This window comes from Methanobrevibacter sp., from assembly GCF_045220775.1.
GTDB lineage: Archaea > Methanobacteriota > Methanobacteria > Methanobacteriales > Methanobacteriaceae > Methanocatella.
Genome location: NZ_JBGUWC010000060.1, coordinates 1 through 11,763, shown reverse-complemented (window position 1 = coordinate 11,763; position 11,763 = coordinate 1). Strand labels below are relative to the sequence as shown.

Sequence of the window (11,763 nt, the reverse complement as noted above, 5' to 3'; positions counted from 1 at the left end):
TCCGAAACTGGAGGCTTCACCACTTGCATTGCTGAATGCTTCGCCTAGACTATCTACTTCTCCTTCAACATCACTTATGCTTCCACTATCTATTCCGTCGATTGCAGCTGCCAGTCCGCTTGCTTCTTCCTCTGCGGAACTGAAAGAACCACTAAGGTCATCCACTTCTGTTGATATATCACTTATATTATCTGCACTTATCCCATCGATGGTTGATTGGAAACTGTCTGCACTTGATTCTGCGGAGTCGAAAGCAGTTTCAACTTCACCAAAAGCAGTGGCTACCGTTTCCGCAGTTATGGCAAGATTGGTTAAACCAGTGTCTAGATTATCCATTGCAGAGGATATGGCTTCAAGTGAACTTGTTACACTTGATTCCATTGCTTCAACAACACTACTTACATCGTCCTGTGCTGTAAATTGCATTAATATATCTTCGTTGCTTACCATAATAATCAAGAAAAAAAATTTTAATTAAAAAATATTATCAGTTAATTTTTTTAAACCCCATTCAGGTTTTCCCGCATATGTTCGTATTCTTCTCTTCTTTTGCGGTTTATATAAGCGTATTTTAGAATTAGAAATTTCACGTCTGGTGTGAATTTGTTTTTAATAACCCATGAGACGGGTTTTCCTAGGTGTCGGCTGACTTCAAAGTATAAATCACCCATGAAACTATTAGCTAGATGGAAATAATTTCTCGTTGCTCACTTCATTTAATCCTAAACGGTTTTGAACTTCTACAAATACTGCGAATTTTGCATTGAAATGGAATTTTGCCCAGAATTGTATACGAGTATCTACATCAGCATCACTTCCACGGATTTTTAATTGGTTTCCGAGGAATTTTTCCACTGCTTCGTATCTTTGACCTGCTAATTTGTCGGCTATTTTCCTGTTAAAATTGTCTATGATGTGTTGTTCATCATCAGTTAGTTCTTCATCATCCTGTTTGTTTACTGCATTTGCATATTCTGTTGCTTCATCAAAGTCAAAATCACGGAAAATATCTATATGTAGTTCTAATGCATCGACTACTCTACTGTCAGTTAAGGGTAAGACTTCGAATTCAAATGGTAATACTTTGCCTTTGTAAGGCATGTTTACTTTTAAGTATTTGTTGACATCTAGTTCCATTAGGTCTAGGAAGTCTTGTTCTGTTTGTATTAGTTCGATTGCATCGTCAACGGCTTGTACTTTTTCTTGTGGGTTGATTTTTTGTAATAGTAATCGGTATTTGTTTAGTAATAGTTTTAAGTCGGTGAATTGTTTGTCTGTGAAGTCTTCTTTGTTTATGCATTTTTTCAGTAGTTTTTGTTGTGTTACTGTTAAGTCTTCTTCAGGTACAAATTCTTGGATGGTTTCTGCTTCTTTTACCCATACTGTTTTTAATAGTTTTTTTTCTAATTCTATTGTTTCTGGTGTGGGTGTGCTTTTTATTTCTTCAGCCATTAGGTTATTCCTCCCAAAAAAAATATTTAAAATTTGCTCAGTTCAATTAAAATAATAAAAAAAATAGATAAAAAAAATATAGATTAAATTATGTAAAAATGTTAAAAATGTTAAAAAAAAAGATAAAAGATTGTTTTTTTTATGAATCTATTACTTCATGATTGATATGGAATGATTTTCCAAACCACATTCTCCAAGTGGAATGCATGCGGACACATTCTCCGTTTTCATCTTCAGTACGGTAGGTTGATTCATATTTAAGTGGTAGTAATTGTTTAAGTAACCATTTGATATCCATAAAAATTGCCTCCAAAAAAAATATATAAAAAAAAGGGGGAGAATAATAAATTTTATAATTTTCTTAAAGCTCCACCTTTTACACTGAATGGTTTGTTAGCAGTCTCTTTGCTGATTTCAGTAATATATGCTCCATCATATACATCATCTTCAACAATGTCCCCAGTTTCAGGATTATAATCATAGGTTGCGACCATTGCTAAATCATTAGGGTCTGCTTTTTGCCTATCCATCATTTCCTCGAAAAAGGAACGGAATGTTGGGTCGATGTCACTCATTTCCCATTCGTAGGTTTCATTTTTGAAACTTACACTGTATGGGGAGTATGAATCACTACTGTTGTGTTCTTCAGCATCTATTTTCCTAGTGGTTTTGAAGGTGTCAGTGGTGATTCTTTGATCTTCATATACGATTTGTGCTAAATTATATCTTTGAACGGTTGCCATTGGTTAAATCTCCCTGTTTTTTCTTTGGGTAAAAAAGTCTAGAGTTTAACTGTTGCTTCTACTTCGATTGCAACAGTACATTTTTGTGGGTGCATTTGTCCGGTGATGATTAAACTGTATGGGTCTGCATCGGATTGGTTGACTATTAATCTAGTACCGTTTCCGGTTTTTTCATCGTATTTAATCATTTCCTCTGCACTTACTTTATCGTTAACAATCTTGTTGATACGGGTTTGTAAGTATGCGAGGTTGGTTGCGGATTCGTTTGCTTTGATTTGATTGTAACATGCTTCGAATACTTCACGGAGTAATGCATCGGCATTGAATCTTGCATGGAATAATGCATCCGCAGGTCTTGTGGTTGCTGCGAAACTGGATGAAACACAGAGATTGATTTTTGGATGAACTTTTCCGTTAATGTGTTCATCACGGTTGAAGATGATACCTGCATTTTGCAAGGTTAACATTTCAGCTTTGGTTCTGTCTTTGAATGTTCCTGGTTCAACACTTCTGTATTCGTAGAATCCTGGTTCAACATTAGATGGTGTGCAGCATATCCTTGCCATGGTTTTACCGAATAATAATGGTTCAGTTATACCTATACGACTGTATTGTACACCGGTTGATTCGTTGGTTAATGCGATTAATTGTGCATCAGTAACACTACTTGGATTGTTGTATCCTTTGGTGGTGAATGCACATCTGAGATCTAAGTCTTTGGTTCCTTCTTTTATTGAAGCGTATGCGCCATCGAGGAATGCTTTTAATTCATAACTGGTGATTGCATCTGCTCCCACGTAGATTTCTATTGTGGCATCGAGTTTGCTTTTTGCTACGTTTAAGGCGTTTAACCATGATTGTTTTGTTTTACCATCACCTACATCGATTATGTATATGTATGGTACTCCGATGTCACTGTTTACTTGTAATCTTGCTTCTTCGAAGAATTCGTGGAGGAATTTGGATAATTGGTTAGTGGTGTTTTCACTATATACTCCTATTCCTGGAACTTCTGCGGTTGTTGCTTTGTTAACATCTTCCCATCCGGTGAATTTTCTGATTACTGTACCGTCGATTTTGTAGTCGTCGGTTGCGGTGTTTCCGGTTGCACCGATTATTACTGGGATTTTGCTTCCTTCACCTGTTAGTTCGTATGTTACTCTTTCATTGTAGTATACACCTGGTAATTTAGTGATTGGCATATTTTAGTCGTCTCCTATAATTTTTTTAAATTCTGCTTCTGTCATGCTTGGAATAATTGTTATTCCTTGTTCTTTTTGGGTTATTTCATCACGGTATTGGTTGAGTAAACCGTTTTGTGATAAATCCATTATTATGCTAATAAAATCAACGGATGATGCTTCCACGAGTTCGATGAGGGTTTTTTTATCAGCCTCTTTTTTTGTGGAGGGTTTCTTATTGGTTTTATTAGTTTTCTCATCTTCTTTTGTCATAGTTAACAAAATCTCCTAAAAATAATTGAAAAATTACTAAGTATTAGTCAAAAAAATTGAATAAATAATTCAAAAAAAAATAGTATCAAAAAAAAAAATAATATTAAAAAAAAAGATATTTTCCCTAGATTACACTAGTATTATTAACTAACCTATTGGATACAATACCCCCAATAACATGGTCAACATTAAAACCAGATGTAACCTTGAAAACACTTCTTAAAACAGGTTCAGTTTTACTTAAATCATCCAAACTAAAAGGTTGATCTACAATAAAACTAGACCTAATCAGATTATAAGTAGAAAAAACATTACTATAATGATACAATTCCGGATTAGGACACTGACCCTTAACCCCTCTAAGGTCTGCTTGGGTTAAATCCACCATACACGGACCGCCACAACCAGCACATTCACCATCCCGATAATTATCACAGAACAGGTAATAATCTGATTGTGCCTGCTTAAATAACGATTCAACCTGTTTTATTAAATCTTCACGTTGAAACTCATCATCACACCAAACATTAACCCTAACAGTACCCTGATGAACCTCACGTAAAACCTCCTGTGGAAACTTACGGAAAGGTTCCTCCGGATCATACAAAGGATGATTCGGATTAACTGGATAATCCTCGTTTACTATATGGCGTTCCATAAAAGCTGACCCTCCACTATCATCAATCGTGATACATGGAGTTTCATCATAAGGATAAGTCCTTTTTTTAACTGGCACTATCTCATCATCAAGAAATACATTATCAAATAATATTCTACGAATTGCTTTAACAAGTGGAATCATTCTGTATCAATTCCATTTTCTTTTAATTTATTCTTAAAAATTTCACCTATCATATCTTGACTAATAATCGTATTCCAAGCTCGTTGAGGATAATTATTAGCAGACATTCTACTAGTACCGTAAACAACATACATCCAATATTCAGCACTATTACGAATAGTAGCCTCCATACCATCACTTTCAACACTATGACTATCCCGCAAATTACCAGTCCTTACCGGACATTCACTTTGACATTCACTCATAGTCTTCTGTGACACTTCACTAACAGTATCCTCCATAGCTTTAATATAAGCTGAGGAGTCAGTTTTCTTGGTGAAAGTATCATTACGTGTAATTTCAACAGGCATACCTTATCTACACTCCTAGTTTAATAGGTTTACGTTGTTTCTGCACCACCACTTTATGATGATGTAAAAAATGATTATTATTGGAGGGTGTACCGGTTATCTTATAGGTATCCTTTTCACCAACCAAACGGAGAACCATAGTATCAGTAATCTCCACACTCCCGTCAAGGTAAATCTTATAGGCGTCCTCTAATATTTTACCATATTCCATTTGACTATCCTTCATACTCATAGGTTGAAAGTCACATGGTACAGTATCTACTAGATTATACTCATATTCAGATTCACCAAGGAAACGATCACGAGACTCTTTTTCTGTGTATTCCCATAATTCTACTTCATAATTTGGAAAAAATAATACCATTATAACCATCTAATCCTTGCACTAGCATATCTACTTTTAATATCAGCAATTGTGTTATTGATACGAGTGCCTAAACCATTACTTGTATCATAATTAACACTAACATCCCCTTCCTTGATACTGGATACTGGTCCACCCATACCCCATTTATTATAAGTGACGGTATAGGTTATCATATCCTTAATAAGTGGACCTATAGTGTTATTTAAAAAATCATCATCCAAACCGGAGATATATTTAACATCAATGTCTCCAGTAATGAATTCCTCCAGGTATATTAAACCTAGACTATAATCCACACGATATTTATTTGGACTTAAACATTCACCATCCACCATTATATTATTGAAATCATATACAGGGTAGAAGTCTAATCTTATAATGTCTCCTTTAAACCTTGTAATATGCTGTTTACGGTGTACTGGATTAACATCTAAACCTAATAAACCAGATAATTCATTAACTTTACTTTCAATTAATACAGTTAATTCATCATCAGTGAAAGCATCTAAGTTTATACCTTCAAATTTAAGTAATGTCCTTAATTTAGGAACCTCTATCAACACAAAAACCCCTTAAAAAATATTCTTTTTTTTATAGAAAAAGTTTAAAAAAAAATAATCATTTAAAAAAAATAACGGATAAAAAAAAATTGGTTTATCCCTTTTTAAAATTTTTTTTATCCAGTTTCATCCTCTTCAGTTTCACTTAACTTCTCATCAATGTAAGCCATAATGAAATTGAATCTTTCACGTTTACTCCAGGCTTCATTCAAACCTAAGTCTTTCCAATAATCTTTCATTTATTCACGCTCCATTTTCTAATTCAAGAATAATTTCAACATTATTCTCTCCCTCGATTACAACTAGCTCATCTATACTAGTAATATAATCTTCAGCAGAGACCCTAATAGAATAATTACCTATTGGAACGTTACGGACAGTACATCCACCAGCACTACCAGTATTTCCAGTGTATGGGTCATTATTGTCCTGGTAAATTTCAACTAAAGCACCATTAATCCCATTGTCTTCACTGTCTTTAACATGTACACTAACGTTAACTGTAACTGGTTCAACAGGTTCCACAGTAGGTTCATCTACAGGTTCATCATTAGTTTCACCATTAGAGGATTCTAATTTTTCATCGAAATAATTTAAAATAAAATTAAATCGTTCTCGTTTACTCCATGCTTCACGGAGGCTTAAATCTTTCCAATAATCTTTCATAAGTTGTTTCATCTCCGCAAAAATTAAAACTATATTAAAAAAAATTTAAAAATAAGAATAATAAAATTTAAGTATTATTCTTATTGGTTGTTACGAGTGAATGGAATAGCAAGAGTGTCTTGATCCCATAATACTTTTACGTCACCTTTACAGAGTAAAGCGACTTTGTAACCGAGAACATCAATGTCCCATTGATTTTTAACATCGAATTCTCTCATCATACCAAATACAAGGTTTGATGGTTGGCCGATGAAACCGTAGGACATTTTGTCGACTGCGGTACCGCTTGCTTTGTAGACACCATTGTCGAATTTCATACTACCGTAACCGTTTTTGGTTTTACGGAGGATAGGGTCTGCGGTGATTTCCATACCTAAAAGGGTGGTGATGTTACCATCTTGGAAGACTGCGTCACCTAATGCGGTGTCTTTGTTTTTAGCAATTTCTAACATGAATTTACTGTGTACTGCTGGTGGTAAAACAATCCTTGCATTGCTGATGTTACCGTCTTGTTCGACGTATTGTTGTACAGCATTAAGGATACCGTCACCAACATTGTTGTTGTATACAAGGTCTGCGATACCTTTAGCTTCGTTGTTAGCATCTGCTGCAACGGTTTGTAATTGTGCTAATACCCCATTGGTCATATTGTATCCAGTACCTTCACCCTGTACATGGGATGCAGTGGTGTTAGCATATAATCCCCACATTTCGAATGCAGGACCCATGTTGTCAGCTAAAAGGTTCATGTAATTAGATAAGAAGTCTTCCCCTTCAATGTTTTCTTCAAGGAAGTTGTCGCTGATTACAGTTTTAGCTTGTAATGGTTGTGCGATTAATTGTTTTCTGTCCATGTTTGGACTTAATTCGTTTTGAGTTAATCTAGCACTGTTACCAGTGGAGTCTCTTTGACTGTCTAATTCGACATCTGCGGTTAACATGTCTAAGTCATGTTGTAAAGCAGTCATTGGTAAGACTGTGGATTGGTTGAGTAATACTGGTTCCTCAACCATCCTTTTGAAAAAGTCATCATAGGTTGGTTCAGCCCAACCAGGGTTAAGTATATTGTTACTGTCGAACGGTGCGTCTGCAAATTTTAAAGAGAAATCATCTCTGTTTTTGATTTTAGTTTTCAAATCCATAATTCTCACTTTCTTTGGGTAAATAAAATTTAAAAAGTCTTATAATATTTTAAAAAAAAAAGTTTCTTTTTTTATTCTAATTCCATTCTCAAAAAATAAAACAAATAATGGAATATGTTTAAATATATTTTCTGTTACGGCCAAGATGGTCACGTTCAGGACTGTCTAAAAATTTATCACTTTTTTTAGCAGCTTCAGATTTAGCTTTGTATTGATTTAATTTAGATTTAGGTTTGGTAGCGTTTTTAGTAGTTTTTTTACCAGCTAATTCTTTATATAAATCATCTTTAACCTGTTTTGCTAAAATTGGTTTAACTTCTTTAACAATCTCTGCTGCAATAGCTTTAATATCAACTATTACTTTAGGTGCATCAGCAGTTTCAGTGGTTTCCACATACTCTGCTTCATCATCACTTGATTCACCATCGATTGGTTCATCTGTAACTTCTTTTTCTTCTTCAACAACATCCTCAGCAGTTTCATCTTCAACTGGTGCTTCATCTTCAGTTGCAGCTTCGTCTTCTGGTTCTTCTTCAGCTTTAGTTTCAACTTCTTTTTCTTCTTCTAAAACTGGAGGTTCAGCAGCAACTTCTTCAACTTCATCAGTTTCTTCTTCGATAACTGCTTCAGCGTCTAATTCTTCAATTTCTTCTGATTCATCGATGATTTCTTCATCTTCGATATCAGCATCTTTAACTTCAGGAGGTAATAATTGTGGTAATACTTCAGTTATAACATCTTGTACAACCGGACCAATTTCTCCTCTGATTTCATCAAGAAGTTGTGGTTTCAAATTGTAAACAGCTTCGTTTACGATGTTAACCAATTCTTGTTTGATTTCATCGGTAACCTCAATCGGGTTTGCTTCTTTTTTACTCATAGTATCACTTTTCTTTTCTTTCAGAATGTAATGACAAGCTCCTGTCAAACATCTACTTTCAACGAGCCCTTTAGTTACTTCAACTGTACCGAAGGTGTCCCAGTTTGCCGGGAGCAATGTTAAACTAACTTCCAATAAAATGAAATCGTTTATTACTCTAGAATTCAAACTGTCAATGACAGGGATACCACCGATACTGAAACCAAAGTTCATTCCGAGGTCTAATCTTTCTTTAATACCTTCAGCATATTCTGGTAAAATCACAGCAGTAATACGAAGAGAACTCTCTTCCAAGGTCGCATCAGTAATCGCACCAATCCCACCTTTATAGGAATGGTCATGGTCAAGATGTAGATTTAACCCTATTACCTGCTTAGCTAATGACTCTAAAGCATCAGGTGAAACAATTTCACCATCCAAATCCTCATTAGTCGTAGAGGCAATACCAGTTATGGTTAAGGTACCATCTTCATTCAAACCATAGGATTTAACGTCAGGAGGTGCATATACTCTGAATTTCTTAAGCTTAGTTTTCATAAACAACTCCATTCTTCTATTGATTTGAAAAAATAAGTTAACAAATATAGTTTATTTAAAAAAAATTGTTCTTCACCGGATTCAAACCAGTATAATATAAAAAAAGAACATACGAAAAAAAATAGTATAATTTTTTTGTATACCGGAGAGTAAAACCAATGAATGAAACTTAGAAGAACATGTTCTTCATACTACACTCTTACCAAAGAAAAAAACTCCTTTGGGGAATGGTTTTACTCTATATTTACAATATACAAAATTTGAGCTGAGGCATATTTTCTTTTTCTATAAAAAAATTGGAGGTCACATAATGTCTTTTATAGATTTGATAAATCTTTTTAGGCAAACAGTTTAATGACATAATCCCTAAAAATATTATCATCAACTAACTTGGTCAAAATACTTAAAGAGGTAATAAAAAATGAAAGGTAAAAAACCAATATATATTTCACGACACATTTGAAAAACTGTATTCAATGTAGTTAAAAATCTATTAAATCATATAATCTATAAAATAGACATTGATGTGAAATTAAAAATGGCAGAGAATACTAAATTTTTTCATTTAATTATTTTCCAACAATTTATAATATTTTATAGAAACAGATAATTTGTCAGATCATCAAAAAAAATATACCTTAAGGTAGCGAAATGACCATTAATTAAAAGTGAAATCGAAACCGAAATCACCACTAGGACTATTCGTGTCCGATATATTATAATCATTATCAGTCATATTAACCACAAAACCCTCCATTAACTCAGGGTCAACACGGTCATGATTACCAGAACTAATAGAACAGCGACAATCAGGGTGGACAGGAAGCAAGCCCATTGCTTCCTCTATTGTGTATGGATTGTTCTTTTCTATTTCAATACAATCATCACATACACGGTCATCACCGGCTGTAACAATATCCACTTTATATACTCCCTCATTAACATAGGCTTGTAATAAACCAGTGTTAACAGCACGACCATATTCAGTGGTGGTTATCATTGTGCATCTGCGGTCAACTGTTGAACCACTCCTTGGTGTAATCTTATATGGTGAAGCGAGTATGTCTTTAGCTAGCAAACTTATTGCTAATCCCGCTAATGCACCATTCCATAAGATATCCTTAACATTTAAACAGGAATCCACATTAACATTATAAATCGTATCCCCTACATACTGGTTGAGAATACTTAATGCAGCTTTATCCTGCTTAGTGTATCTTTGAGTGGTTCTTAATTGATTATGGCCTAGACGTGAACCTACTTTATAGAATTTACTTAAAGGTTGAATACCATTTAATGTATTCCTTTGAATACGACTGTTCAATTCACTGTGTAATGTGGATAATGCGAATATTTCGTCAAATTCATCTTCATCATCACATTCCAGTAATGTATGTGCTTCATGGGTTTTCAACCAGCTAACAGCATATAATAGGTTTTCATCTATTCCATTTGATAATAGATTATAAAAATTACGTTCGTCACGGGAGAAGCTTTTTTTAACGAATGATGTGTAGGCTTTACCAATCATTACGTGGAGCCTCCCATTCACTTAACCATTTAGCACGGTTTAAATTGTTTTCATATCTTTTAATAGCTGATATGTCCACATTATCAACTGTGCTACTATCCATTAATGGATTATTATTTAAATTATTAGGAACATCTCCCCATGGAACTGGTTCCAAACCATATTCCTGTCTTACTTCATTAACAGTTAATACTCCGGCGTTAATCTTATTGGTTTCGATTTGAGTACGTTTTAATTTATCTTCAATATCCATTTCATTGAATTTGAATAATTCCTCGAAACCATTATGGCCGAGTACTTTGTTGAATGCTCCTTCGATTAATGTGGCTTTGGATTTCATCATGTCTTTGAAATCCTTGTCTTGTGATTCACCAGAACCTGTTCCGAGGTTTGCAGTTTCACGTATACCTGCTTTTCCTGGTTGAACACCATAAGCGGTTAATATCATGTCACGGCAGAAATTCATTAATGATAAGAAATCCATATCCTGATTAGTAATACTAGAAGATTGGAACGATGCACCTTTAACTGCTAATGTTCCTCCTTTTTTACGGAGTTTACTTAACTCAGATAAACGAGTTAACTCTTTCTCATAAGTCTCATTAGAAACATCCTTATCAAAACTTAATATGGCTCGTGGATCTATACCATCATTATCCAATAATTCCTTATTATGAGATAAACCGCTGAACATCATAAGTATAGGTAAACGTATCTTATCCAACTTACTTACACCATACTTTAAATTCTTCAATTTAATTTGTGGCTCATAGATATGAATCAATTCATCCGGTTCATATCTGATAGTTGGCTGGTCACGATAACCCCATTGCTCAGTATCCGGAAACCATCGGAGTAATTCCGGTGGAATGAAATTAAAACCATTCAACACTTTATAATAATCACTATCATCCCAAGTGAACTCCTCATAATTAACCTCAATAAAAGCATCACCAGTTAACTCGAAACTACGCATATACTGCTTATGAAACATCGCATAAGTCAATTCACTAGTGGCACCTTGAGGATTATTAAACAAATTAGTTAAATACTGAGTGCGTTCAAAATTAACCTCATTATCCTCAGGATTATTAATACCAAAACCATTAATTAAAAGAGTATCTGAAATAACTTCGATACTACGGAAAACATAAACATTATTCTCAGCTTTCTCGTATAATGTGTAATCTCCAGTGGCCTTATTAGCATTACTGAAAACCCAACCATAGTTAGATAGAAATGTATTATAATTACTATCATATGCTGGTCGCCTTACAAT

16 protein-coding genes are annotated in these 11,763 nt (G+C 34.3%); all 16 read right to left on the bottom strand.

Annotation, left to right across the window (positions count from 1 at the left end):
• Window positions 1-450: hypothetical protein (locus tag ACJROP_RS03320; RefSeq protein ID WP_406534079.1), on the bottom strand; the 450-nt coding region annotated here is incomplete at its 3' end.
• 228 nt (window positions 451-678) lie between these two features.
• Window positions 679-1,452: a hypothetical protein gene (locus ACJROP_RS03315; protein WP_406534078.1), complete on the bottom strand. Its 774-nt coding sequence runs from the start codon at window positions 1,450-1,452 to the stop codon at window positions 679-681.
• A gap of 139 nt (window positions 1,453-1,591) precedes the next feature.
• Complete coding sequence (locus tag ACJROP_RS03310; RefSeq protein ID WP_406534077.1) at window positions 1,592-1,750, bottom strand: hypothetical protein; 159 nt, start codon at window positions 1,748-1,750, stop codon at window positions 1,592-1,594.
• 52 nt (window positions 1,751-1,802) lie between these two features.
• Window positions 1,803-2,195 carry a hypothetical protein gene (locus ACJROP_RS03305; RefSeq protein ID WP_406534076.1) on the bottom strand — a complete coding sequence of 131 codons (393 nt, stop codon included), beginning with the start codon at window positions 2,193-2,195 and terminating at the stop codon, window positions 1,803-1,805.
• A gap of 38 nt (window positions 2,196-2,233) precedes the next feature.
• Window positions 2,234-3,397, bottom strand: coding sequence for a hypothetical protein (locus tag ACJROP_RS03300; RefSeq protein ID WP_406534075.1), 1,164 nt, complete (start codon window positions 3,395-3,397; stop codon window positions 2,234-2,236).
• Window positions 3,398-3,400: 3 nt separating this feature from the next.
• Window positions 3,401-3,649: a hypothetical protein gene (locus ACJROP_RS03295; protein WP_406534074.1), complete on the bottom strand. Its 249-nt coding sequence runs from the start codon at window positions 3,647-3,649 to the stop codon at window positions 3,401-3,403.
• A 124-nt stretch (window positions 3,650-3,773) separates the two neighbouring features.
• A complete protein-coding gene (locus ACJROP_RS03290) occupies window positions 3,774-4,451 on the bottom strand; it encodes a hypothetical protein (RefSeq protein ID WP_406534073.1) in 678 nt (225 codons plus the stop codon).
• Window positions 4,448-4,801 carry an HK97 gp10 family phage protein gene (locus ACJROP_RS03285; protein WP_406534072.1) on the bottom strand — a complete coding sequence of 118 codons (354 nt, stop codon included), beginning with the start codon at window positions 4,799-4,801 and terminating at the stop codon, window positions 4,448-4,450. The genes ACJROP_RS03290 and ACJROP_RS03285 overlap by 4 nt, the downstream gene beginning before the upstream one ends.
• A gap of 7 nt (window positions 4,802-4,808) precedes the next feature.
• Entirely contained in the window at window positions 4,809-5,033 is a 225-nt protein-coding gene (locus ACJROP_RS03280) for a hypothetical protein (RefSeq protein WP_406534071.1), read from the bottom strand.
• A 131-nt stretch (window positions 5,034-5,164) separates the two neighbouring features.
• Window positions 5,165-5,731: a hypothetical protein gene (locus ACJROP_RS03275; RefSeq protein ID WP_406534070.1), complete on the bottom strand. Its 567-nt coding sequence runs from the start codon at window positions 5,729-5,731 to the stop codon at window positions 5,165-5,167.
• A gap of 113 nt (window positions 5,732-5,844) precedes the next feature.
• Window positions 5,845-5,967 carry a hypothetical protein gene (locus tag ACJROP_RS03270; protein ID WP_406534069.1) on the bottom strand — a complete coding sequence of 41 codons (123 nt, stop codon included), beginning with the start codon at window positions 5,965-5,967 and terminating at the stop codon, window positions 5,845-5,847.
• Between the two features lie 4 nt (window positions 5,968-5,971).
• Window positions 5,972-6,394: a carboxypeptidase-like regulatory domain-containing protein gene (locus ACJROP_RS03265; protein WP_406534068.1), complete on the bottom strand. Its 423-nt coding sequence runs from the start codon at window positions 6,392-6,394 to the stop codon at window positions 5,972-5,974.
• A gap of 80 nt (window positions 6,395-6,474) precedes the next feature.
• Window positions 6,475-7,536, bottom strand: a complete 1,062-nt coding sequence (locus ACJROP_RS03260; RefSeq protein WP_406534067.1) for a hypothetical protein — start codon at window positions 7,534-7,536, stop codon at window positions 6,475-6,477.
• Between the two features lie 118 nt (window positions 7,537-7,654).
• The gene (locus tag ACJROP_RS03255) at window positions 7,655-8,953 is read right to left on the bottom strand and encodes a hypothetical protein (protein ID WP_406534066.1); all 1,299 of its coding nucleotides are present in this window, start codon (window positions 8,951-8,953) and stop codon (window positions 7,655-7,657) included.
• A gap of 658 nt (window positions 8,954-9,611) precedes the next feature.
• Window positions 9,612-10,484, bottom strand: coding sequence for a phage minor head protein (locus ACJROP_RS03250; protein ID WP_406534065.1), 873 nt, complete (start codon window positions 10,482-10,484; stop codon window positions 9,612-9,614).
• Window positions 10,474-11,763: phage portal protein (locus ACJROP_RS03245; RefSeq protein ID WP_406534064.1), on the bottom strand; the 1,290-nt coding region annotated here is incomplete at its 5' end. The genes ACJROP_RS03250 and ACJROP_RS03245, both read right to left, overlap by 11 nt.

Excerpts from the sequence above, each read along its gene's own strand:
- ACJROP_RS03315 (WP_406534078.1), bottom strand. The coding sequence starts at position 1,452 with ATGGCTGAAGAAATAAAAAGCACACCCACACCAGAAACAATAGAATTA.
- ACJROP_RS03310 (WP_406534077.1), bottom strand. The coding sequence starts at position 1,750 with ATGGATATCAAATGGTTACTTAAACAATTACTACCACTTAAATATGAA.
- ACJROP_RS03305 (WP_406534076.1), bottom strand. The coding sequence starts at position 2,195 with ATGGCAACCGTTCAAAGATATAATTTAGCACAAATCGTATATGAAGAT.
- ACJROP_RS03300 (WP_406534075.1), bottom strand. The coding sequence starts at position 3,397 with ATGCCAATCACTAAATTACCAGGTGTATACTACAATGAAAGAGTAACA.
- ACJROP_RS03295 (WP_406534074.1), bottom strand. The coding sequence starts at position 3,649 with ATGACAAAAGAAGATGAGAAAACTAATAAAACCAATAAGAAACCCTCC.
- ACJROP_RS03290 (WP_406534073.1), bottom strand. The coding sequence starts at position 4,451 with ATGATTCCACTTGTTAAAGCAATTCGTAGAATATTATTTGATAATGTA.
- ACJROP_RS03285 (WP_406534072.1), bottom strand. The coding sequence starts at position 4,801 with ATGCCTGTTGAAATTACACGTAATGATACTTTCACCAAGAAAACTGAC.
- ACJROP_RS03280 (WP_406534071.1), bottom strand. The coding sequence starts at position 5,033 with ATGAGTATGAAGGATAGTCAAATGGAATATGGTAAAATATTAGAGGAC.
- ACJROP_RS03270 (WP_406534069.1), bottom strand. The coding sequence starts at position 5,967 with ATGAAAGATTATTGGAAAGACTTAGGTTTGAATGAAGCCTGGAGTAAA.
- ACJROP_RS03265 (WP_406534068.1), bottom strand. The coding sequence starts at position 6,394 with ATGAAAGATTATTGGAAAGATTTAAGCCTCCGTGAAGCATGGAGTAAA.
- ACJROP_RS03260 (WP_406534067.1), bottom strand. The coding sequence starts at position 7,536 with ATGGATTTGAAAACTAAAATCAAAAACAGAGATGATTTCTCTTTAAAA.
- ACJROP_RS03255 (WP_406534066.1), bottom strand. The coding sequence starts at position 8,953 with ATGAAAACTAAGCTTAAGAAATTCAGAGTATATGCACCTCCTGACGTT.
- ACJROP_RS03250 (WP_406534065.1), bottom strand. The coding sequence starts at position 10,484 with ATGATTGGTAAAGCCTACACATCATTCGTTAAAAAAAGCTTCTCCCGT.